Here is a 21,009-nt window from a genome sequence, read left to right as displayed (position 1 = left end):
GACAACCGGCGGCGCACAGCGTCGCCGGACAGAGTACACGCCGCCACAGGCGGTTTTTCGAGGGGTCAGGGTATGAATGATAAGGCGTCGTCTCAAAAGGGTTCTGAAGATCCGATTCTGCAATGGGTGACCTTCAAGCTCGATAACGAAACCTACGGCATCAACGTGATGCGCGTTCAGGAAGTGCTGCGCTATACCGAGATCGCTCCGGTACCGGGTGCACCCAGCTATGTGCTGGGCATCATCAACTTGCGTGGCAACGTGGTCACCGTGATCGATACCCGTCAGCGCTTCGGCTTGATGAACGCCGAGATCAGCGACAATACCCGGATCGTCATCATTGAGGCCGACAAGCAAGTGGTTGGCATCATGGTCGACAGCGTCGCCGAAGTGGTTTATCTGCGCCAGTCGGAAATCGAGACGGCGCCGAACGTGGGTAACGAAGAGTCCGCCAAGTTTATTCAGGGCGTGTGCAACAAGAACAACGAGTTGCTGATTCTGGTTGAACTGGACAAGATGATGAGCGAAGAAGAGTGGTCGGAACTGGAGAGTATCTGATTTGATTCTTGAGGTAGCAGTCATTGTCCTGTTCCTTTTCTGGGCAGGCACGCTGGCGATGTTCTTGGCATACATACGTGGCCAGCGGCAGATCGCCGCTCAGCAGGCCCAGGGCGATGCGCTGCGCGATCAGCGCATCAAGGACCTGGCCAAGCGCGTCGACGATTACCAGAACGGCACCGTGCGCATGGGCGAAGCGCTCCATGAGCTGCGTGCTGTGGTCGCGCCGTTGCCGGATAAACTCGCCCAACTGGAACAGCGCGACCCCTCCAGCCTGTCCTTCGCCCAGGCCGCTCGCCTGGTGGGCATGGGCGCCAGCGTCGACGAACTGACCCAAGCCTGCGGCCTGACCCAGGCCGAGGCGGAGTTGATGAGCAAGCTGCATAAGGGCGGCTGATCGCTTTCATCCCGATCCAATTGTGGGAGCGAGCTTGCTCGCGATAGCGGTGTGTCAGTCGATATTAATGTTGGCTGACAGGGCCCCATCGCGAGCAAGCTCGCTCCCACAGGTTTTTCTGGTGCTTGCAGATTGATCATTCCAGTCAATGCACCGCCCCTGTGGCGAGGGAGCTTGCACCCGCTGGCCTGCGCAGCAGGCCCCGGCATTCCTCCAGGCAGACCGTATCGCCCGTTTTTGCGGCTGCTGTGCAGCCGAGCGGGAGCAAGCTCCCTAGCCACGATTGCCCGCGCTTTGCCGCAGAGATCCCATGTGGGAGCGAGCTTGCTCGCGATAGCGGTGTGTCAGTCGATATCCATGTTGACTGACAGGACCCCATCGCGAGCAAGCTCGCTCCCACAGGTTTTTCAGGTGTTCACACTGATCGTTCCAGCCACATATAACCCCTGTGGCGAGGGAGCTTGCTCCCGCTGGCCTGCGCAGCAGGCCCCGGCATTCCTCCAGGCAGACCGTATCGCCCGTTTTTGCGGCTGCTGCGCAGCCGAGCGGGAGCAAGCTCCCTCGCCACGATTGCCCGCGCTTTGCCGCAGAGATCCCATGTGGGAGCGAGCTTGCTCGCGATAGCGGTGTGTCAGTCGATATAAATGTCGGCTGACAGGGCCCCATCGCGAGCAAGCTCGCTCCCACAGGTTTTTCTGGCGTTCACACACTGATCGTTCCAGCCAACACACCGCTCTTGTGGCTGTGATCAGTAATCATCGCCGCGGTCGGTCACATCCTTTTCGACGCTCGGCGCATTCGGGTCGTGGCCTTGGGGGAACTTGCCCTTGAGGTTCCAGGCAAACGCGATAATCTCGGCAATCGTGCGGTACAGCTCTTCCGGGATGCTGTCCCCCAATTCCATCCGTGCCAGCAGCTTCACCAGTTCGGCATTTTCATAGATCGGTACTTCACTGTCCCGGGCGATCCGCAGGATTTCCTCGGCCAGGGCGTCGTCGCCCTTGGCGGTGAGGGTCGGGGCGTGGTGGCCGTCGTACTTGAGGGCGATGGCCTGGCGGGGTTCGGTGTGGGTTGTCATGCGGTTTCATCCACCCAGCGTTGTTCCAGGCGAGTCTTGGGCCCTTGGGGCGGGGTGCCGAGGTGGCAGTCCAGGTCGCCGACGTTCAGGCCACAGGTCACCAGGCGCTCGCGCAGTGCTGTCAGGTTGCTTTCGATCAGGCTCGCGGTGTACGGCCGTTCTGCCCACAATTGGCTGGACAGGCTGCCGCTGAGCAACTGGGCTTGAATCTGCAGCGGACCGAGCGGTTCCATATCAAACGCCAGCTCGACCCGCCAGAGCTGCTGTTTCGGCTCGCGTTCCTCTCGGCGTTCGTCGGGTTGTTCCCGGGGCGGGGTTTCCTCGCGCTGGAACTTGACCTGCAGCGGCACGATGTCCTGCAGGTTGCGCATCGGGATCTCCAACTGCCAGGTGCTCATCAACCGACCGTCGTCGGTCAGGCCGGTCTGTTCCAGGCTCGACAACTGATGGCTTTGCAGGCGCGACACGGCAGCGGCGGCCAGGCGCAGCAGTTGCTCCAGATCGCCTTCTTCGTTCTGCTCTTTCAGCAGGCGCGAGGGCAGCGGAAAACTGGTGGGTTGCGGCTTGGCGCTGACCTGACCGAGCATCCCCAAGGCACTACGGACGAAACTCGGCAGGGTCTGGGCCAGCGTATTGGCGGCAATGATGGCGCTGAGGTTGGTGGAGGCGGGCAGGGCCGGTGTCAGTTGGGCGATCAGTTTCAGCAGGTCGCCTTTCATGTCCGGCGCCAGGCTCGGTGGCTGTCCGGCGAGCAATTTGCTTTCCAGGAACACACCGCTGGCGACCATGGCCTGGGCCAAGCCCTTGGGCGTGCTCAGTTGCTGGACATCCGGCAGGCCAGCCAGCAAGCGAGTCACCGCGGCACGCAGCTCGGCGCCAGTGTCATCGGTGACCGGCAGGTTTTGCAGGGCGGTGACCAGGCTGTCCAGGGAGCCCTGGCGGCTCACCTGGGTGACCAGTTGCTGGCTCACCGCCAATTGCTCCTGGCGGTTGCTCAGGGGCACGAATTTCAACGTTTGGGCATCTTGCACCTGGGCGCTCAAGAGTGTGCCGATGCGCAGCGGTTGGGGGCTGTCGATGTCCAGGGTACTGCCGGCCTGGGCGGTATTGAGCAGGCTCACCAACGACCGATAGACCGCCGGCTGCCCGGGTAACGATGGCAACGGCTGGCTGGTCAACACCTTGCCTTGCAGCAACGTGCCGACCGGCATCTGCGCGGTGTCGATGCGCGTCAAGGTGGCGACGCTGGAGGCAACGGCCTGTTGCACGGCAATCGTCAGGTTGCTGGGGGACGGTTGGGTTACGGCCAGGCTGGTGCCCTGGGGCAATGGCTGGGTGCTGGTGGCTTGCACGGTGGTCTGGCGACCGCTCTCCAGGGTGACCTTGAGCAGCAGCTGGAAAGTCTGGTCGGCCTGCTTGAGCGACAGCACTTCGGCCTGGGCGGTCTGGCCGGGGCCGATCAGCCCTGCGGCCGGTGCCAGCAGTTTAAGCAGCTCGCCCGTCACCGCTGGCATACGCGTCGTTGCCGTGGCCTGGGGCAGCGGCAGGATGTTGATGTCGCCTGTCATCTGCGGTCTTTACCCTGGGAAAATAAGCCCTCTTTAGAGTAGGGCATCACATGTATAATGCCGCCCGTCTTTCAGGGAGTGGCGAAAACCTTGCAATTGTTTGACGCAGCTCTGTGGAACAGGCCGTCAAAGCATCTATGCTGCACCTCTTTAACGGCCGCTGCACCGCCGACTTGAACCGTATAAGGCCCGCGATCCCTTGACCAGTCCTCTCTTGCAAACCGTTGGCCTCGCCTGTGAGCGAGACTTGCGGCTGCTTTTCGAAAATCTCGAATTGAGACTCTCGCCTGGCGACATGGTGCAGATCAGTGGTCCCAACGGCAGCGGCAAGACCAGCCTGCTGCGTCTGCTCGCCGGGTTGATGCAGCCCACCACAGGCCAAGTGTTGCTCAATGGCCAGCCCTTGCACAGCCAGCGCAGCGAACTGGCCCGTAACCTGCTCTGGATCGGTCATGCCGCCGGGATCAAGGATTTGCTGACCCCCGAAGAAAACCTCAGTTGGCTCTGCGCGCTGCATACGCCCGCCGGGCGCGAGGCGATCTGGCAGGCGTTGGCGGCGGTTGGGCTGCGCGGCTTCGAGGATGTGCCGAGCCACACCCTGTCCGCCGGCCAGCAACGCCGCGTGGCCCTGGCGCGCCTGTATCTGGACAGCCCACCGCTGTGGATTCTTGACGAGCCGTTCACCGCCCTGGACAAGCAGGGCGTCGCGCAGCTCGAGGAACACCTGGCCCGGCACTGTGAAAACGGCGGCACGGTGCTCTTGACCACCCACCACACGCTGGCGCGGATGCCGTCCGGTTATCGCAACATCGATCTGGGGAACTGGGCCGTATGAGTGTGTTTGGCCTGTTGCTGGCCCGCGAGGCGCGCCTGCTCTTTCGTCGTCCGGCCGAATTGGCCAATCCGCTGGTGTTCTTCGCGATCGTCATCGCGTTGTTCCCATTGGCGGTCGGTCCGGAGACTCAATTGTTGCAAACCTTGTCCCCGGGACTGGTCTGGGTGGCTGCGCTTTTATCGGTCCTGCTCTCGCTGGACGGGCTTTTCCGCAGTGATTTCGAAGATGGTTCACTGGAACAGTGGGTCCTTTCGTCGCACCCCCTGGCCCTTCTGGTTTTGGCCAAGGTACTGGCACACTGGGTTTTTTCCGGGCTGGCACTGGTACTGCTCTCGCCGCTGCTGGCGATGATGCTGGGCTTGCCCGCCGCGTGCATGCCGGTGCTGCTGGTGTCGCTGCTGCTGGGCACGCCGGTGCTGAGCCTGCTCGGTGCGGTGGGCGCGGCGTTGACGGTGGGCTTGAAGCGCGGTGGCCTGTTGTTGGCGCTGCTGATCCTGCCCTTGTATATCCCGGTGCTGATCCTGGGCAGTGGTGCCTTGCAAGCGGCGTTGCAAGGCATGCCCGCGACCGGTTATCTGCTGTGGCTTGGGAGCCTGACCGCCCTGGCGATAACCCTGACACCCTTTGCAATAGCCGCTGGCCTGAAGATCAGCGTCGGCGAATAATAATGAGGCCTGGTCAAGAATTGACCACTTCTGCGGAAGTTAAGGCAGACCTGGCGGCTCGTGATGACGAGCCGCAACCGTGATGGAAACTGCAATGAACTGGACCTGGTTTCATAAGCTCGGCTCACCCAAGTGGTTCTACGGCATCAGCGGCAAGATGCTGCCCTGGTTGAGCGTCGCCGCCCTGTTGCTGATCGGCACCGGCCTGGTCTGGGGCCTGGCTTTCGCGCCGCCGGATTACCAGCAGGGCAACAGCTTCCGCATCATCTATATCCATGTGCCCACGGCGATGCTGGCCCAGTCGGTCTACGTGATGTTGGCGATCTGCGGCGTGGTCGGGCTGGTGTGGAAGATGAAGCTGGCCGACGTGGCCCTGCAATGCGCCGCGCCCATCGGCGCCTGGATGACCGCCGTGGCGCTGGTCACCGGGGCCATCTGGGGCAAGCCGACCTGGGGTTCGTGGTGGGTCTGGGATGCGCGACTGACGTCGATGCTGATCCTGCTGTTCCTGTACTTCGGTCTTATTGCGCTGGGCAACGCCATCAGCAATCGTGACAGTGCCGCCAAGGCCTGCGCGGTGCTGGCGATTGTCGGCGTGATCAACATCCCGATCATCAAGTACTCGGTGGAGTGGTGGAACACCCTGCACCAGGGCGCGACGTTCACCCTCACCGAAAAACCGGCGATGCCCGTCGAAATGTGGCTGCCGCTGTTGCTGACGGTGCTGGGCTTCTACTGTTTCTTCGGCACGGTGCTATTGCTGCGCATGCGCCTGGAAGTGCTCAAGCGCGAGTCCCGGGCAAGTTGGGTGAAGGCCGAAGTGCAGAACAGCCTGGAGGCCGCTCGATGAGTTTCGCTTCATTCGGCGATTTCCTCGCCATGGGCCATCATGGCCTGTATGTCTGGTCCGCCTATGGCATTTGCCTGGCGGTGCTGGGCCTCAACGTGGCGGTGCCGATCCTGGCCCGCAAGCGGTATCTGCAACAAGAGGCGCGTCGTCTGCGCCGGGAGAACGGTCAGTGAATCCGCTTCGCAAAAAACGTCTTGTCATCATTCTGGCGATCCTGGTGGGTGTCGGTGCCGCGGTCGCCCTGGCCCTGAGCGCCCTGCAGCAGAACATCAATCTGTTCTACACCCCGACCCAGATCGCCAACGGCGAAGCGCCGAAAGACACGCGTATCCGCGCTGGCGGCATGGTGGAAAAAGGCTCGCTGGTGCGTTCCGGGGATTCGCTGGACGTTAAATTCAATGTCACCGACTTCAGCAAGACCGTGACCATCACCTATCGCGGCATCCTCCCGGACCTGTTCCGCGAAGGGCAGGGCATCGTCGCCTTGGGCAAGCTCAACGCCGATGGCGTGGTGGTGGCCGACGAAGTGCTGGCCAAGCACGACGAAAAATACATGCCGCCGGAAGTGACCAAGGCCCTGAAAGACAGCGGCCAGTCGGCGCCCGCTCCCGTGAAGGAGGGCTGATCGATGACTACCGGCATCTTTATTCCCGAGTTGGGCCACCTGGCGATGATCCTGGCCCTGTGTTTCTCCCTGGTACAGGCCGTGGTGCCTTTGCTCGGGGCCTGGCGCGGCGACCGCTTGTGGATGAGCCTGGCCCAGCCGGCGGCGTGGGGGCAGTTCGCCTTCATGCTGTTCGCCTTTGGTTGCCTGACCTATGCGTTCATGGCCGACGACTTTTCCGTGGAGTACGTCGCCAGCAACTCCAACAGCGCCTTGCCCTGGTACTACAAGTTCAGCGCCGTGTGGGGCGCCCACGAAGGCTCGCTGTTGCTTTGGGCGTTGATCCTTGCCGGCTGGACCTTCGCGGTCTCGGTGTTTTCCCGGCAGTTGCCTCAGGTGATGCTGGCCCGTGTGCTGGCGGTGATGGGCATGATCAGCACCGGTTTCCTGCTGTTCCTGATCGTCACGTCCAACCCGTTCAAGCGCATCCTGCCGCAGATGCCGATGGATGGTCGCGACCTCAACCCATTGCTGCAAGACATCGGCCTGATCGTTCACCCGCCGATGCTCTACATGGGCTACGTCGGTTTTTCCGTGGCCTTCGCCTTCGCCATCGCTGCGTTGCTTGGCGGTCGCCTCGACGCCGCGTGGGCACGCTGGTCGCGCCCGTGGACCATCGTCGCCTGGGCCTTCCTCGGCATCGGCATCACCCTCGGTTCGTGGTGGGCCTACTACGAACTCGGTTGGGGCGGCTGGTGGTTCTGGGACCCGGTGGAAAACGCCTCGTTCATGCCCTGGTTGGTGGGCACGGCGCTGATCCACTCCCTGGCCGTCACGGAAAAGCGCGGGGTGTTCAAGAGCTGGACCGTGCTGCTGGCCATCGCGGCGTTCTCCCTGAGCCTGCTGGGAACGTTCCTGGTGCGTTCCGGCGTGCTGACCTCGGTGCATGCCTTCGCCTCGGACCCTGAGCGTGGGGTGTTCATCCTGATGTTCCTGCTGTTCGTCGTCGGTGGTTCGCTGACGCTGTTCGCCCTGCGTGCGCCGGTGGTCAAGAGCCAGGTCGGCTTCAACCTCTGGTCACGGGAAACCCTGCTGCTGGGCAACAACCTGGTGCTGGTGGTGGCCGCGTCGATGATCCTGCTGGGGACGTTGTACCCGCTGGTGCTCGATGCGCTGTCCGGCGCCAAGCTGTCGGTCGGCCCGCCGTACTTCAACGCGTTGTTCATCCCGCTGATGGCGATCCTGATGGTGGTGATGGCCATCGGTATGCTGGTGCGCTGGAAAGACACTCCGGTCAAGTGGCTGCTGGGCATGTTGACCCCGGTGCTGCTGGGCACGGCCGCCCTGGCCGTGGTGGCCGGCGTGGCCTATGGCGACTTCAACTGGGCGGTGCTGGCGACGTTCGTGCTGGCGGCCTGGGTGTTGCTGGCCGGTGTCCGGGACATCTTCGACAAGACCCGCCACAAAGGCCTGATCAAAGGCCTGCCGACCCTGACCCGCAGTTACTGGGGCATGCAGATCGCTCACCTGGGCATCGCTGTCTGCGCGTTGGGCGTGGTGCTGTCCAGCCAGAACAGCGCCGAGCGTGACCTGCGCCTGGCGCCGGGCGAGTCCATGGACCTGGGGGGCTACCAGTTCGTGTTCGAGGGCGCCAAACATTTCGAGGGGCCGAATTTCACGTCCGACAAGGGCACCGTACGGGTCATTCGCAACGGTCAGGAAATCACCGTACTGCATCCGGAAAAACGCCTCTACACCGTGCAGAACTCGGTCATGACCGAAGCCGGGATCGATGCCGGTTTCACCCGCGACCTCTACGTGGCGCTGGGCGAATCCCTGGGTGATGGCGCGTGGGCGGTGCGGGTCCACGTCAAGCCGTTCGTGCGCTGGATCTGGTTCGGTGGCTTGCTCACCGGCCTGGGTGGGATGCTGGCGGCGCTGGATCGGCGTTATCGAGTCAAGGTGAAAAACCGGGTGCGTGAAGCCCTGGGCGTGACGGGAGCCACTGCATGAAACGTTGGTTGATGGTGTTGCCGCTGGCGCTGTTCCTGTTGATGGCGGTGTTTTTGTACCGGGGGCTGTATTTGAACCCGAGCGAATTGCCTTCGGCGATGATCGGCAAGCCGTTCCCGGAGTTTTCCCTGCCCTCGGTGCAAGGTGACAAGACCCTGACCCGCGCCGACCTGCTGGGCAAGCCGGCGCTGGTCAACGTATGGGGCACCTGGTGCATCTCCTGCCGGGTCGAGCACCCGGTGCTGAACAAGCTGGCCCAGAACGGCGTGGTGATTTACGGCGTCAATTACAAGGACGTCAATGCCGATGCCTTGAAGTGGCTGGCCGAGTTCCACAATCCGTATCAATTGGACATTCGTGACGAAGACGGCTCCCTGGGCCTGAACCTGGGTGTTTATGGCGCACCGGAAACCTTCTTCATCGATGCCAAGGGCGTGATCCGCGACAAGTTCGTCGGTGTGATCGACGAACAGGTCTGGCGCGAGAAGTTGGCCGCCAAGTACCAGGCCCTGGTGGACGAGGCCAAGCCATGAAGCGCTGGTTAGCCGCCGCCATCCTCGGTTTGAGCCTGGTCGGTGTGGCGCAGGCCGCCATCGACACCTACGAATTTGCCAACGATGGCGAGCGCGAGCGGTTTCGCGAACTGACCAAGGAACTGCGCTGCCCCAAGTGCCAGAACCAGGACATCGCCGACTCCAACGCCCCGATTGCCGCCGACCTGCGCAAGGAAATCTTTCGCATGCTCGGCGAGGGCAAGGACAACCAGCAGATCATCGACTTCATGGTCGATCGCTACGGTGAGTTCGTGCGCTACAACCCCGCCCTGTCCTCCAAGACCGCGCTGCTCTGGTTCGGCCCCGCCGGGCTGTTGCTTGGTGGTTTCGTGCTCATCGCGGTGATCGTCCGTCGGCGCCGGGTCCAGCGCACGGCCGCCCCGGACACGCTTTCTGTCGAAGAGCGCCAGCGCCTCGACCAACTGTTGGATAAAACCAAGCATGATTGATTTCTGGCTCGCCGCAGGTCTGCTTCTTCTGGTTGCCCTGAGTTTTCTGTTGATCCCTGTACTGCGTGGTCGTCGCGCTCAACGCGAGGAGGACCGGACCGCGCTTAACGTGGCGCTGTACCAGGAACGTGTCGCCGAGTTGCAGGCCGAGCGGGAGGAGGGCGTGCTCAACGCCGCGCAACTGGACACCGGTCGCGCCGAAGCCGCCCGTGAGCTGCTCGCCGACACCGAGGGCGCCGATGTGCCGCGCGAGTCCCGGTTGGGCAAGCCGTTGCCGTTGCTCGCCGCCGTGCTGGTGCCAGTGTTGGGCCTGGCGCTGTACCTGCATTTCGGTGCCAGTGACAAGGTCGAACTGACCCGTGAATTCGCCCAGGCGCCGCAGTCGATGGAAGAGATGACCCTGCGCCTGGAGCGCGCGGTGGCGGCGCAGCCGGATAATGCCGAGGGCCTGTATTTTCTCGGCCGCACCTACATGGCCCAGGATCGCCCGGCGGATGCGGCGAAGATCTTCGAACGCACCGTGGCGGTCGCCGGTCGCCAACCGGAACTGCTGGGCCAGTGGGCCCAGGCGCAGTATTTCGCCGATGGCAAGAAATGGTCGGATAAAGTCCAGGCCTTGACCGACGAAGCGCTGAAGCTCGATTCGAAGGAAGTCACCAGCCTCGGTCTGTTGGGCATCGCCGCGTTTGAAGGCGAGCGCTATCAGGACGCGATCGATTACTGGGGGCGCTTGCTCGCGCAACTGCCGGAAGGTGACAAATCCCGTGAGGCGCTGCAGGGCGGCATTACCCGTGCCACCGAGAAGCTGCAAGCCAGCGGCGGCAAAGTCGCCCAGGCCCCGGTGGCCAAGACCGGAGCCCTGCTCAAGGTCCGCGTCGACCTGGCGCCGGCCCTCAAGGCCAAGGTGCAGCCGGGCGACAGCGTGTTCATCTTCGCCCGCGCCGTTTCCGGTCCGCCGGCACCGTTGGCCGCCAAACGCCTGACGGTGGCCGATCTGCCAGTCACGGTAGAACTGAGCGACGCGGACGCCATGATGCCGCAGTTGAAACTGTCGAACTTCCCCGAAGTCCAACTGATGGCGCGTATCTCCCGGGCCGGTCAGCCGACCGCGGGTGAGTGGATCGGCCGCAGCCAGCCCCTGGCGAGCAGCACCACGGCGCAACAGCAATTGACCATCGACAGCCCGGACAAATAACAGGAATTCGCACCATGACCGCCATCGCTCGTATCACCCTGCTCACGCTCGTCATGGGCCTGAGCGCTTGTGCGGTCCAGCGTCCGCCGGAGCCTTCGGCGCCGCTGCCACCCATTCCACCGTCGACCCCGACCACCAAGCCGACCCCGTCCACCCCGCCAGGCAAGCCGGTCATCCCGAACAAACCGTCCAAGCCGCTGCCGCGCACCTCCGCCAGTTTCGCCCCGCCACCGGGGGGCAACAGCCATTGGGACGCCAAGCTGGGGGTCTATGTGCTGGACAACCAGACGAACACGTTCTATCGCCAGCGGACCTATTACCGCTGGAACAACGGTTGGAGCCGTTCCGTCAGCCCGACTGGCCCATGGGAAGACACCACCATCGAAGGCGTACCGGCAGGCTTGGGGCGGCAATTCCACTAAGCACAGGCCCCTGGAGCCAGAGGGCATCCGTGGGAGCAAAGCTTGCTCGCGATAAAGGCGATGCGGTCTTTCAGAAATCGAGGCGCCTGTTTCGCGAGCAAGCTTTGCTCCCACAGATAAATCCTTTTGCCACACTGGCGTTCGGCTCAACTTCATCAACCGGCCGGGCTTTTTTGTGTTTCCGGATATTCTTTGAACGAAATTTTCACTAAATCTTGCGGACAATCCCCCGCGCTCATATCGCCGCCGGTTATTTAATGGCAATGCCATAGCCGTTCGTGCAACATTTGCGCACTCGCGCAAGCCCCGGGCCAGGCTTTGGCCAATAGAGGGCGCGCCGTTGTTTCTCTTTTGTCACTTAACTCCAATAGGGTCCTTAAACGACATGGCAATCCCGGACGCCCTGAGTCAGCAGCGCACTACGCATCGCCTGCTGCAACCGACCGTCAAATCGCACCTGGCCTACACGTTGCTTTGTGCCCTGGTGATGATGGTCATGTTAAGCCTGGTGCGCGTGGCGCTGCTGGTCTACAACCGCGAGATGATTCTCGACACCCCGGCCTCGACGTTCGTTGAAGCATTCGCCAACGGCCTGCGCTTCGACTTGCGCCTGGTGGTCTACCTCTGCATCCCGTTGCTGCTGGCGTTGTTCAGCGCAAGGGCCATGGCGGCCCGCGGTTTTTTTCGTTTCTGGCTGACCGTCACCTCCAGCATCGCGCTGTTCCTCGGCTTGATGGAGATGGACTTCTATCGTGAATTCCACCAGCGCCTCAACGGCCTGGTCTTCCAGTATGTCAAGGAAGACCCGAAAACCGTGATGAGCATGCTCTGGTACGGTTTCCCGGTGGTGCGCTACCTGCTGGCCTGGGTCGGCGGCACCCTCATCCTGGCCCTGGCGTTCAAGGGCGCCGACCGCGCCACTCGTCCCCGTGGGCCGTTCAGTGGCGGCACTATCGGCACCCGGCAGATCGCGCCGTGGTACGGGCGTGTCGCGGTGTTCATGGTTTGCCTGCTGGTGGCCGTGGCCGCTGCGCGTGGCACCCTGCGTCAAGGTCCGCCGCTGCGTTGGGGGGACGTCTACACCACCGATTCGAACTTCGCCAACCAGTTGGGCCTCAATGGCACGTTGTCGCTGGTGGCGGCGGCCAAGAGTCGGATGTCCGAAGACCGTGACAACATCTGGAAAGCGACCCTCGAGCAACCGCTGGCACAGCAGACCGTGCGTGACATGCTGGTGATGCCTGACGACAAACTCGTGGACACCGAGACAGCCGCCGTGCGCCGCGACTACACGCCGCCGGCGGACAAGACCCTGCCGATCAAGAACGTGGTCGTGATCCTCATGGAAAGCATGGCCGGTCACTCGGTGGGCGCCCTGGGCGCGCCGGGCAACATCACGCCTTACCTGGACAAACTGTCCAAGGAAGGCCTGCTGTTCGACCGTTTCTTCTCCAACGGCACCCACACCCACCAGGGCATGTTCGCCACCATGGCGTGCTTCCCGAACCTGCCGGGTTTCGAATACCTGATGCAGACGCCGGAGGGCAGCCACAAGCTGTCGGGCTTGCCGCAACTGCTCAGCGCCCGTGACTACGACGATGTGTATGTCTACAACGGCGATTTCGCCTGGGACAACCAGTCGGGGTTCTTCAGCAGCCAGGGCATGACCAACTTCATCGGGCGTAACGACTTCGTGAACCCGGTGTTTTCCGATCCGACCTGGGGCGTGTCCGACCAGGACATGTTCGACCGTGGCCTGATCGAGCTCAAGGCGCGGGAGAACGGCAAGCCGTTCTATGCCTTGTTGCAAACCCTGTCCAACCACACGCCCTATGCGTTGCCGACACCATTGCCGGTGGAGCCGGTCACCGACCGTGGCAGCCTGAACGAACACTTGACGGCCATGCGCTACGCCGACTGGGCGCTGGGCCAGTTCTTCGAGAAAGCCCGCAAGGAGCCTTACTTCAAGGAAACCCTGTTCGTGGTGGTGGGTGACCATGGCTTTGGCAATGAGCGCCAGATCACCGAAATGGACCTGGGCCGTTTCAACGTGCCGATGCTGTTGATCGGCCCGGGCATCCAGGAAAAATTCGGCCAGCGCAGCCACACCGTGGGTACCCAGGTCGACATCGTGCCGACCATCATGGGTCGCCTTGGTGGGCAGGTACGGAACCAGTGCTGGGGCCGGGACCTGTTGAACCTGCCGGAAGGCGACACCGGTTTTGGCGTGATCAAGCCGTCGGGCAGTGAACAGACGACGGCGATCATTCGCGACGACAAAATCCTGGTCCTGCCGAAGGAAAAGGAAATGCCGCCGAAGATGTACCGCTATGAACTGGGCACCAACCCCCATGCGCAAATCATCCCGGATGCACCGGACACTGCCGAGATGAAACTCAAGCTTGAATCGTTCCTGCAAACCGCGACCAAAAGCCTGCTGGATAACACCGCCGGCGTCGTTGACGGCAAGCCGGACTGATAAACGGCGAGCATAAAAAAGAGGCCTGCAAAGGCCTCTTTTTTTTGCGCTTACTTAGTGGTTTATATCTTGCCCAGTAATAGCAGGACCAACAGCACCACCAACACTACACCAATGATACCGGACGGACCGTAACCCCAACTTCTGGAGTGCGGGAAGACCGGAAGACCACCGATCAGCAGGAGGATCAGGATGATGATAAGTATTGTGCCCATTGTAGATTTCCTTATTGGTCAGTTTTGGAGTGATGCAACTTCCAACTACCAGCACGCATGCGTTAAATCCGGGCGGCTTAATATGTCCGACCGTAACGTCCGGTAAAAAATTCAAAGTTTTTATAGCGTCTGCGGTTTGCCCTTGCCATTCAGCAATCTGATGGAGCGTGGGTCCGGCAGGCGCCTTCGCTACACTCGGCCTATCTCTCCCGGAACAAGGCTGTTTGCTATGCAAAATCGCATGATGATCACTGGCGCCGGCTCCGGCTTGGGTCGCGAAATCGCGCTGCGCTGGGCCCGCGAGGGCTGGCAGTTGGCCTTATCGGATGTCAGCGAGCCAGGCCTTGTGGAAACGCTCAAGTTGGTGCGCGCTGCCGGTGGTGACGGCTTCATCCAGCGTTGTGATGTGCGCGACTACAGCCAATTGACGGCGTTTGCCCAGGCTTGCGAAGAAAAACTCGGCGGCATCGATGTCATCGTCAACAATGCCGGCGTTGCCTCGGGCGGGTTCTTCAGTGAACTCTCCCTGGAGGATTGGGACTGGCAGATTGCGATCAACCTGATGGGCGTTGTCAAGGGGTGCAAGGCGTTCCTGCCGCTGCTGGAAAAAAGCCGCGGCAAGATCATCAACATCGCCTCCATGGCCGCCTTGATGCAGGGGCCGGCCATGAGCAACTACAACGTGGCCAAGGCGGGCGTCGTGGCGTTGTCGGAAAGCCTGCTGGTGGAACTGGCGCAGCAGGAAGTCGGCATACACGTGGTGTGCCCGTCGTTCTTCCAGACCAATCTGCTGGACTCCTTCCGTGGCCCGACCCCGGCCATGAAAGCCCAGGTGGGCAAGTTGCTGGAAAGCTCACCGATCAGCGCCGCCGACATTGCCGACTACATCTATCAGAAGGTCGCCGAGGGTCAGTTCCTGATCCTGCCCCATGAACAGGGGCGCATGGCGTGGGCCCTCAAGCAGAAAAACCCACAATTGCTGTACGACGAAATGACTGCCATGGCCGACAAGATGCGCGCCAAGGCCCGGCAGAACCTGAATTGACCTGGCTGCTCGATGTCCTCAGGATGGCGCCATTCGGCCTTCCTGATGGACATCTGCATGCTCAATTACCTGTGGTTTTTTCTCGCCGCGCTGTTTGAAATCGCCGGGTGCTACGCCTTCTGGATGTGGCTGCGCCAGGGCAAGAGCGCCTGGTGGATCGCCCCGGCGTTGCTCAGTCTGACATTGTTCGCCCTGTTGCTGACCCGCATCGAAGCAACGTACGCCGGGCGCGCCTACGCCGCCTATGGCGGTATCTATATCATTGCCTCGATCGGCTGGCTGGCCGTGGTGGAGCGGGTCCGGCCACTGGGTTCCGACTGGGTTGGCGTGGCGCTTTGCGTGTTGGGGGCGAGCGTGATTCTATTCGGCCCGCGGTTCTCGGCGTCCTGAAATAACCTACGCTCCGGCAGGGTTTTGCAGGAAGTTTCCTTCAGTCGCAAGAACTTTGCTTGTAGGGCCTTACTGAATTCTCGCCGGTGTCTTGAGAACGGAAAGCAGGCCGGGCATGGTCAGGGTCCAGACATTCTTAAGGACAAGAACCATGCTCGTATTAAGCCGCGCTGTGGGTGAGTTGATTTCCATCGGTGACGATATTTCCGTCCGTGTGCTGTCGGTCAGCGGCACCACCGTGCGTTTTGGCGTGGAAGCGCCACGGCACGTCGATGTCCATCGCTCCGAAATCTATGAAAAGATCCAGAGGAAAAAGGCCCACGCCGCCCGCAAGGCGTGTTCAGTCGAATAGGTGCTTGGGCACGTCGTGCTTGAGCATCAGTTGGCACTGTTCGCTTTCGGGGTCGAAGACAATCAGCGCCTGGCCTTTGGTCAGCGCTTGCCGGACCCGTAGAACCCGCGTTTCCAGGGGCGTGTCGTCACCGTTGTCGGTGCCGTCGCGGGTCACGAAATCCTCGATCAGGCGAGTGAGCGTGTCGACTTCGAGTTGGTCGTGGGGGATGAGCATGGGGTACCTCGGCTAGACAATGGGGCGATGCTACGGCCAATGGGCTTTTGCGGCTAGCCTGGGTTTTGCGGTTGTTTGTCCGGGCCTCATCGCGAGCAAGCTCGCTCCCACACGGCTTCAGTGGAGCCCTGTGGGAGCGAGCTTGCTCGCGATGGCGATATTCCAGGCAGTGAAAGGCTGGATCAGCTATCCGACCGCTGCCCCACCAGGCTATCCACCGACGGCACCCGGGTATCGCTTTCCATCTGTGCATCGTGCTCGATCTGGTGACTGAAGCGGTCCAGGGAGCCTTGGGCCGGTTGCGCGTCGCTGGCGAATACCGGTGGGCTGAGGATGTAGGCGCCGAGCAGGCGGCTGAGGGCGGCCAGACTGTCGATGTGGGTGCGTTCGTAGCCATGGGTGGCGTCGCAGCCGAAGGCGAGCAGGGCGGTACGGATATCGTGGCCGGCGGTGATGGCCGAATGCGCGTCGCTGAAGTAGTAGCGGAACAGGTCGCGGCGTGCCGAGATGTCGTTTTCCTTGGCCAGTTTCAGCAAGTGCCGCGACAGGTGATAGTCGTAGGGGCCTCCGGAGTCCTGCATCGCCACGCTGACTGAATGCTCGCTCGAGTGCTGGCCGGGGGCGACGGGTGCGATATCGATGCCGACGAATTCGCTGACGTCCCAGGGCAGCGCGGCCGCGGCGCCGCTGCCGGTTTCCTCGGTGATGGTGAACAGCGGGTGACAATCGATCAGCAGCTCTTCGCCGCTGTCGACAATCGCCTTGAGCGCCGCCAGCAGCGCCGCGACCCCGGCCTTGTCGTCCAGGTGCCGGGCGCTGATGTGGCCGCTTTCGGTGAATTCCGGCAGGGGATCGAAAGCGACGTAATCGCCGATGCCCACCCCCAGGGTTTCGCAATCGGCACGGGTGGCGCAATAGGCGTCCAGGCGCAATTCGATGTGGTCCCAACTGATGGGCATTTCATCCACTGCGGTGTTGAACGCGTGCCCGGACGCCATCAATGGCAACACGCTGCCACGAATCACGCCGGTGTCGGTGAACAGGCTGACCCGACTGCCTTCGGCAAACCGGCTGGACCAGCAACCCACCGGGGCCAAGGTCAGGCGCCCGTTGTCCTTGATGGCCCGCACTGCGGCGCCGATGGTATCCAAGTGTGCCGACACGGCCCGGTCGGGGCTGCTCTTGCGGCCCTTGAGCGTGGCGCGGATCGTGCCGCGACGGGTCATTTCGAACGCGATACCCAGCTCCTCGAGCCGCTCGGCGACGTAGCGCACGATAGTGTCGGTAAAGCCGGTCGGGCTGGGAATGGCGAGCATTTCCAGCAGGACTTTCTGCAGGTATTCGAGATCCGGTTCTGGAATTTTACTGATCATGGAAACTCCTGATGGTTGAGCACATCGATGGTTTCGATGAGTGTGTCCGACTGTTGAGTGACGGTGCCTGAACAGGCCTCATCGCGAGCAAGCTCGCTCCCACAGAGGTCCTGCGGTGAACACAGAATTTGTAGACACCAGCAATCCCATGTGGGAGCGAGCTTGCTCGCGATGGGGCCAGATCAGGCACTGCATCTCTACTAGGCCACCGCCTGGCTATGGGGAAACAACAAATCCACAAAACGCTCGGCGGTGGGCTGGGGTTCGTGGTTGGCCAGGCCGGCGCGTTCGTTGGCTTCGATGAACACGTACTCGGGCTGATCGGCCGCTGGCACCAGCAGGTCGAGGCCGACCATGGGAATGTCCAGCGCCCGCGCGGCGCGCACCGCCGCATCGACGAGGGTCGGATGCAGGATGGCGGTGACATCCTCCAGCACGCCGCCGGTATGCAGGTTCGCCGTCCGCCGGACGAACAGGTGTTCCCCGGCAGGCAGCACGCTGTCGTAGTCGAAGCCCGCCGCGTTAAGTGTGCGCAGGGTCTCGGCATCCATCGGGATCTTGCTTTCGCCGCCCGTGGCGGCCTGCCGTCGGCGGCTCTGGGCTTCGATCAACGCGCCAATGGTGTGCCGACCGTCGCCGATCACCTCCGCCGGACGCCGGATCGCCGCTGCCACCACTTCAAAGCCGATCACCAGGATGCGCAGGTCCAGCCCTTCGTGGAAGCTTTCCAGCAACACCTGGCTATCGAACTGCCGAGCCGTTTCGATGGCGCTCTGCACTTCCTCGATGGTGCGCAGATCCACCGCCACGCCTTGGCCCTGTTCCCCGTCCAGCGGCTTGACCACCACCCGTTCGTGCTCATCGAGGAACGCCAGATTGTCATCGGCATTGCCCACCAACTGTTGGGCCGGCAGGTTCAGGCCGGCGTTTTTCAACACCTTGTGGGTCAGGCTTTTGTTCTGGCACAAGGTCATGCTGATGGCGCTGGTCAGGTCGCTCAAGGATTCGCGGCAGCGCACCCGGCGGCTGCCATGGACCAGGGTGAACAAGCCGGCCTCGGCATCGTCCACCTGCACTTCGATGCCTCGACGGTGAGCTTCTTCGACAATGATCCGCGCATAAGGATTGAACTGCGCCTCGGGTCCCGGCCCGAGGAACAACGGCTGGTTGATGCCGTTCTTGCGTTTGATGGCGAAGGTCGAGAGGTTGCGAAAGCCGAGTTTGGCGTAGAGGTTTTTCGCCTGGCGATTGTCATGCAGCACCGACAGGTCGAGGTAACTCAAGCCACGGCTCATGAAATGCTCGATGAGGTGACGCACCAGCACTTCGCCCACACCGGGCCGTGGGCATTGCGGGTCGACGGCCAGGCACCAGAGGCTGCTGCCGTTCTCCGGGTCGTTGAAGGCCTTCTGATGATTCAGGCCCATGACGCTGCCGATCACCGTACCGGTGTCGTCGTCTTCGGCCAGCCAGTAGACCGGCCCGCCCTCGTGACGCGGGGTCAGTCGCAGCGGGTCGATGGGCAGCATGCCCCGGGCCTGGTAGAGCTGGTTGATGGCCTGCCAGTCGGTCTCGCTTTGGGCCCGGCGAATCCGGAAACCGCGAAACACCCGGGTGGACTGGCGATAGTCGCTGAACCACAGGCGCAAGGTGTCGGACGGATCGAGGAACAGTTGCGCCGGCTCCAACCCCAGCACTTGCTGGGGCGCGGCCACGTACAAGGCAATGTCGCGTTCACCGGGTTGTTCGTTGAGCAGTTCCTGGGCCAGGCTCGCCGGGTCCGGGAAGGTGTGGCCGATCAGCAGTCGGCCCCAGCCGCAATGCACCGCGATCGGGTCGGCGCCCAATTCGCTGCCGTCTTCGGCCAGGCGTGCCTGCAGGCGTTCGTAAGAAGGCGTCTGGCCGCGCAAGAGGCGTTGATTGTGAACGGTTGCATGAGGTTTCATCGATCAGATTCCTTGCTCGCTGAGCCACAGGTTCAGCGCGGCCAGTTGCCACAGCCGCGAACCGCGCAACGGCGTGAGCTGGCCGTTGGGGTCGGTGAGCAGGCGGTCGAGCATGGCCGGGTTGAACAGGCCGCGATCCTGGCTCGGATCCAGCAGCAGCTCGCGGACCCAGGCGAGGGTGTCGCCTTCCAGGTGCTTGAGGCCCGGCACCGGGAAATAGCCTTTCTTGCGGTCGATCACCTCGCTGGGGATCACCCGTCGGGCGGCTTCCTTGAGCACCTGCTTGCCACCATCGGGCAGCTTGAACTTCGCCGGAACCCGGGCCGAAAGCTCCACCAGGCGGTAGTCGAGGAACGGCGTGCGTGCTTCCAGGCCCCAGGCCATGGTCATGTTGTCGACGCGCTTGACCGGGTCATCCACCAGCATCACGGTGCTGTCCAGGCGCAGGGCCTTGTCTACCGCGGCATCGGCCCCAGGCTGGGCGAAATGTTCCTTGACGAAGTCGCCGGCCGCGTCATTGGCCGTCAGCCAGTTGGGCTGCACGGTAGCGGCATATTCTTCATAGCTGCGGTCGAAGAACGCAGCGCGATAAGCCGCGTAAGGATCGCTGGCGCCATCGACCTGCGGGTACCAGTGGTAACCGGCGAACAGCTCGTCGGCGCCCTGGCCGCTTTGCACGACTTTGCAATGCTTGGCCACTTCCCGCGACAGCAGGTAGAAGGCGATGCAGTCGTGGCTGACCATCGGCTCGCTCATGGCGCGGAACGCCGCGGGCAGTTGCTCGATGATCTCTTTTTCGTCGATGCGCAGTTGGTGGTGGCGGGTGTCGTAGTGCTTGGCGATCAGGTCCGAATACTGGAACTCGTCACCGCGCTCGCCGCCGGCATCCTGGAAACCGATGGAGAACGTGGACAGGTCTTCCACGCCCACCTCCCGCAACAGACCGACCAACATGCTTGAATCGACGCCGCCGGACAGCAGCACGCCGACATCCACGGCGGCGCGCTGACGAATGGCGACGGCTTCACGGGTGCTGTCGAGCACGCGGTCGATCCAGTCTTCCAGGTTCAGGTGCTGTTCGTCGGCCCGAGGGCCGTAGGGCAGGGTCCACCAGGTTTTCTGCTCGGTGGTGCCGTCGGCTTCGATGCGCATCCAGGTGGCGGGCGGCAGTTTTTCAACACCGGCCAGCAAGGTGCGGGGCGCCGGGACCACCGCGTGGAAATTCAGGTAATGGTTGAGGGCCACCGGGTCGAGCATCGGGTTGATGTCGCCGCCCTTGAGCAGCGCCGGCAATGCCGAGGCGAAGCGTAGCCGCTGGCCAGTGCGCGAGAGGTACAGCGGCTTGACGCCGAGGCGGTCACGGGCGATGAACAGCCGCTTGGCGTCACGCTCCCAGATGGCGAACGCGAACATGCCGTTGAGCTTGGGCAGCAGCGCTTCGCCCCAGGCGTGGTAGCCCTTGAGCAGCACTTCGGTGTCGCCACCGGAATAGAAGGTGTAGCCCAGGGCTTCGAGCTCGGCGCGCAGTTCCGGGTAGTTGTAGATCGCGCCGTTGAAGGCCAGGGACAGGCCCAGTTGGTTGTCGATCATCGGCTGGGCCGAGCCGTCCGACAGGTCCATGATTTTCAGGCGCCGATGGCCCAGGGCAATCGGCCCCTGGCTATGAAAACCCCAGGCATCAGGGCCGCGAGGGGCCAAGTGATGGGTGATTCGCTCTACGGCCGCAAGGTCCGCAGGTTGTTGATCAAAACGTAACTCTCCAGCTAATCCGCACATAAGTCCTTACCGGTTTTTCCGTTGGGGAG

General features: G+C 62.5%; 23 protein-coding genes. 16 read left to right on the top strand and 7 right to left on the bottom strand.

The features are described 5' to 3' along the window. The first annotated feature begins 72 nt into the window (after positions 1-72). Both AB4N80_RS26160 and AB4N80_RS26155 read left to right on the top strand, forming a co-directional pair. A complete protein-coding gene (locus tag AB4N80_RS26160; protein ID WP_003199144.1) occupies positions 73-558 on the top strand; it encodes a chemotaxis protein CheW in 486 nt (161 codons plus the stop codon). 1 nt (position 559) lies between these two features. Continuing rightward, entirely contained in the window at positions 560-955 is a 396-nt protein-coding gene (locus AB4N80_RS26155; RefSeq protein ID WP_003183966.1) for a DUF2802 domain-containing protein, read from the top strand. 748 nt (positions 956-1,703) lie between these two features. Here the strand turns inward: AB4N80_RS26155 and AB4N80_RS26150 are convergent. Together AB4N80_RS26150 and fliK are read right to left on the bottom strand one after the other, a co-directional pair. Then, positions 1,704-2,033: an EscU/YscU/HrcU family type III secretion system export apparatus switch protein gene (locus AB4N80_RS26150; RefSeq protein ID WP_122568993.1), complete on the bottom strand. Its 330-nt coding sequence runs from the start codon at positions 2,031-2,033 to the stop codon at positions 1,704-1,706. Beyond that, positions 2,030-3,601 carry a flagellar hook-length control protein FliK gene (gene fliK / locus AB4N80_RS26145; RefSeq protein ID WP_460079597.1) on the bottom strand — a complete coding sequence of 524 codons (1,572 nt, stop codon included), beginning with the start codon at positions 3,599-3,601 and terminating at the stop codon, positions 2,030-2,032. The genes AB4N80_RS26150 and fliK overlap by 4 nt, the downstream gene beginning before the upstream one ends. Before the next feature lie 199 nt (positions 3,602-3,800). Here fliK and ccmA point away from each other — a divergent pair, with 199 nt between their 5' ends. The 11 genes from ccmA to AB4N80_RS26090 all read left to right on the top strand — a co-directional run bounded on the left by ccmA (position 3,801) and on the right by AB4N80_RS26090 (position 13,667). Continuing rightward, positions 3,801-4,436 (top strand): cytochrome c biogenesis heme-transporting ATPase CcmA, encoded by a 636-nt coding sequence (gene ccmA / locus AB4N80_RS26140; protein ID WP_122568991.1) that lies wholly within the window; start codon positions 3,801-3,803, stop codon positions 4,434-4,436. Beyond that, positions 4,433-5,101, top strand: coding sequence for a heme exporter protein CcmB (gene ccmB, locus AB4N80_RS26135; RefSeq protein WP_003183957.1), 669 nt, complete (start codon positions 4,433-4,435; stop codon positions 5,099-5,101). The genes ccmA and ccmB overlap by 4 nt, the downstream gene beginning before the upstream one ends. A gap of 94 nt (positions 5,102-5,195) precedes the next feature. After that, on the top strand, positions 5,196-5,951 hold the full coding sequence (locus tag AB4N80_RS26130; RefSeq protein WP_122568990.1) for a heme ABC transporter permease: 756 nt from the start codon (positions 5,196-5,198) through the stop codon (positions 5,949-5,951). Next, a complete protein-coding gene (gene ccmD / locus AB4N80_RS26125) occupies positions 5,948-6,124 on the top strand; it encodes a heme exporter protein CcmD (RefSeq protein ID WP_122568989.1) in 177 nt (58 codons plus the stop codon). The genes AB4N80_RS26130 and ccmD overlap by 4 nt, the downstream gene beginning before the upstream one ends. Beyond that, complete coding sequence (ccmE, locus tag AB4N80_RS26120) at positions 6,121-6,576, top strand: cytochrome c maturation protein CcmE (RefSeq protein WP_057448504.1); 456 nt, start codon at positions 6,121-6,123, stop codon at positions 6,574-6,576. Before ccmD ends, ccmE begins: the two co-directional genes overlap by 4 nt. Positions 6,577-6,579: 3 nt before the next feature. Continuing rightward, on the top strand, positions 6,580-8,568 hold the full coding sequence (locus tag AB4N80_RS26115) for a heme lyase CcmF/NrfE family subunit (protein WP_122568988.1): 1,989 nt from the start codon (positions 6,580-6,582) through the stop codon (positions 8,566-8,568). Next, positions 8,565-9,101, top strand: coding sequence for a DsbE family thiol:disulfide interchange protein (locus AB4N80_RS26110; protein WP_072408483.1), 537 nt, complete (start codon positions 8,565-8,567; stop codon positions 9,099-9,101). The genes AB4N80_RS26115 and AB4N80_RS26110 overlap by 4 nt, the downstream gene beginning before the upstream one ends. Beyond that, a complete protein-coding gene (locus AB4N80_RS26105; RefSeq protein WP_122568987.1) occupies positions 9,098-9,571 on the top strand; it encodes a cytochrome c-type biogenesis protein in 474 nt (157 codons plus the stop codon). Before AB4N80_RS26110 ends, AB4N80_RS26105 begins: the two co-directional genes overlap by 4 nt. Further along, on the top strand, positions 9,564-10,766 hold the full coding sequence (gene ccmI, locus AB4N80_RS26100) for a c-type cytochrome biogenesis protein CcmI (protein WP_122568986.1): 1,203 nt from the start codon (positions 9,564-9,566) through the stop codon (positions 10,764-10,766). Before AB4N80_RS26105 ends, ccmI begins: the two co-directional genes overlap by 8 nt. A gap of 14 nt (positions 10,767-10,780) precedes the next feature. Next, positions 10,781-11,188, top strand: a complete 408-nt coding sequence (locus AB4N80_RS26095; protein ID WP_460079587.1) for a hypothetical protein — start codon at positions 10,781-10,783, stop codon at positions 11,186-11,188. 385 nt (positions 11,189-11,573) lie between these two features. Beyond that, positions 11,574-13,667, top strand: a complete 2,094-nt coding sequence (locus AB4N80_RS26090) for an LTA synthase family protein (protein ID WP_122568984.1) — start codon at positions 11,574-11,576, stop codon at positions 13,665-13,667. Between the two features lie 62 nt (positions 13,668-13,729). Here AB4N80_RS26090 and AB4N80_RS26085 read toward each other — a convergent pair whose 3' ends face one another. Next, entirely contained in the window at positions 13,730-13,882 is a 153-nt protein-coding gene (locus tag AB4N80_RS26085; protein WP_003183939.1) for a DUF3309 family protein, read from the bottom strand. A 229-nt stretch (positions 13,883-14,111) separates the two neighbouring features. Here AB4N80_RS26085 and AB4N80_RS26080 point away from each other — a divergent pair, with 229 nt between their 5' ends. From AB4N80_RS26080 to csrA, 3 genes are all read left to right on the top strand, one after another. Beyond that, positions 14,112-14,927, top strand: a complete 816-nt coding sequence (locus AB4N80_RS26080) for an SDR family oxidoreductase (protein WP_122568983.1) — start codon at positions 14,112-14,114, stop codon at positions 14,925-14,927. Positions 14,928-14,984: 57 nt separating this feature from the next. Further along, entirely contained in the window at positions 14,985-15,317 is a 333-nt protein-coding gene (locus AB4N80_RS26075; protein ID WP_122569070.1) for a YnfA family protein, read from the top strand. Between the two features lie 151 nt (positions 15,318-15,468). Then, positions 15,469-15,669 (top strand): carbon storage regulator CsrA, encoded by a 201-nt coding sequence (gene csrA / locus AB4N80_RS26070; RefSeq protein WP_060738615.1) that lies wholly within the window; start codon positions 15,469-15,471, stop codon positions 15,667-15,669. Here csrA and AB4N80_RS26065 read toward each other — a convergent pair. The 4 genes from AB4N80_RS26065 to AB4N80_RS26050 all read right to left on the bottom strand — a co-directional run bounded on the left by AB4N80_RS26065 (position 15,658) and on the right by AB4N80_RS26050 (position 20,980). Further along, positions 15,658-15,885: a YheU family protein gene (locus AB4N80_RS26065; RefSeq protein ID WP_003199186.1), complete on the bottom strand. Its 228-nt coding sequence runs from the start codon at positions 15,883-15,885 to the stop codon at positions 15,658-15,660. The two genes, csrA and AB4N80_RS26065, sit on opposite strands and share 12 nt — an antisense overlap. A 182-nt stretch (positions 15,886-16,067) precedes the next feature. Then, entirely contained in the window at positions 16,068-17,258 is a 1,191-nt protein-coding gene (locus tag AB4N80_RS26060; RefSeq protein ID WP_060738614.1) for an osmoprotectant NAGGN system M42 family peptidase, read from the bottom strand. Between the two features lie 200 nt (positions 17,259-17,458). Then, positions 17,459-19,204: an N-acetylglutaminylglutamine synthetase gene (ngg, locus tag AB4N80_RS26055; RefSeq protein WP_122568982.1), complete on the bottom strand. Its 1,746-nt coding sequence runs from the start codon at positions 19,202-19,204 to the stop codon at positions 17,459-17,461. 3 nt (positions 19,205-19,207) lie between these two features. Continuing rightward, complete coding sequence (locus AB4N80_RS26050; protein WP_122568981.1) at positions 19,208-20,980, bottom strand: N-acetylglutaminylglutamine amidotransferase; 1,773 nt, start codon at positions 20,978-20,980, stop codon at positions 19,208-19,210. Positions 20,981-21,009: the final 29 nt, after the last annotated feature.

It is taken from the genome of Pseudomonas sp. H3_A02, from assembly GCF_054671965.1.
This window is presented reverse-complemented; position numbering and strand designations above follow the sequence as displayed.

Excerpts from the sequence above, each read along its gene's own strand:
- AB4N80_RS26065 (WP_003199186.1), bottom strand. The coding sequence starts at position 15,885 with ATGCTCATCCCCCACGACCAACTCGAAGTCGACACGCTCACTCGCCTG.
- AB4N80_RS26075 (WP_122569070.1), top strand. The coding sequence starts at position 14,985 with ATGCTCAATTACCTGTGGTTTTTTCTCGCCGCGCTGTTTGAAATCGCC.
- ccmD (WP_122568989.1), top strand. The coding sequence starts at position 5,948 with ATGAGTTTCGCTTCATTCGGCGATTTCCTCGCCATGGGCCATCATGGC.
- csrA (WP_060738615.1), top strand. The coding sequence starts at position 15,469 with ATGCTCGTATTAAGCCGCGCTGTGGGTGAGTTGATTTCCATCGGTGAC.
- ccmB (WP_003183957.1), top strand. The coding sequence starts at position 4,433 with ATGAGTGTGTTTGGCCTGTTGCTGGCCCGCGAGGCGCGCCTGCTCTTT.
- AB4N80_RS26050 (WP_122568981.1), bottom strand. The coding sequence starts at position 20,980 with ATGTGCGGATTAGCTGGAGAGTTACGTTTTGATCAACAACCTGCGGAC.
- AB4N80_RS26090 (WP_122568984.1), top strand. The coding sequence starts at position 11,574 with ATGGCAATCCCGGACGCCCTGAGTCAGCAGCGCACTACGCATCGCCTG.
- AB4N80_RS26150 (WP_122568993.1), bottom strand. The coding sequence starts at position 2,033 with ATGACAACCCACACCGAACCCCGCCAGGCCATCGCCCTCAAGTACGAC.
- AB4N80_RS26110 (WP_072408483.1), top strand. The coding sequence starts at position 8,565 with ATGAAACGTTGGTTGATGGTGTTGCCGCTGGCGCTGTTCCTGTTGATG.
- AB4N80_RS26060 (WP_060738614.1), bottom strand. The coding sequence starts at position 17,258 with ATGATCAGTAAAATTCCAGAACCGGATCTCGAATACCTGCAGAAAGTC.
- AB4N80_RS26095 (WP_460079587.1), top strand. The coding sequence starts at position 10,781 with ATGACCGCCATCGCTCGTATCACCCTGCTCACGCTCGTCATGGGCCTG.
- AB4N80_RS26115 (WP_122568988.1), top strand. The coding sequence starts at position 6,580 with ATGACTACCGGCATCTTTATTCCCGAGTTGGGCCACCTGGCGATGATC.
- ngg (WP_122568982.1), bottom strand. The coding sequence starts at position 19,204 with ATGAAACCTCATGCAACCGTTCACAATCAACGCCTCTTGCGCGGCCAG.
- ccmI (WP_122568986.1), top strand. The coding sequence starts at position 9,564 with ATGATTGATTTCTGGCTCGCCGCAGGTCTGCTTCTTCTGGTTGCCCTG.
- AB4N80_RS26160 (WP_003199144.1), top strand. The coding sequence starts at position 73 with ATGAATGATAAGGCGTCGTCTCAAAAGGGTTCTGAAGATCCGATTCTG.
- fliK (WP_460079597.1), bottom strand. The coding sequence starts at position 3,601 with ATGACAGGCGACATCAACATCCTGCCGCTGCCCCAGGCCACGGCAACG.
- AB4N80_RS26080 (WP_122568983.1), top strand. The coding sequence starts at position 14,112 with ATGCAAAATCGCATGATGATCACTGGCGCCGGCTCCGGCTTGGGTCGC.
- AB4N80_RS26105 (WP_122568987.1), top strand. The coding sequence starts at position 9,098 with ATGAAGCGCTGGTTAGCCGCCGCCATCCTCGGTTTGAGCCTGGTCGGT.
- AB4N80_RS26085 (WP_003183939.1), bottom strand. The coding sequence starts at position 13,882 with ATGGGCACAATACTTATCATCATCCTGATCCTCCTGCTGATCGGTGGT.
- AB4N80_RS26130 (WP_122568990.1), top strand. The coding sequence starts at position 5,196 with ATGAACTGGACCTGGTTTCATAAGCTCGGCTCACCCAAGTGGTTCTAC.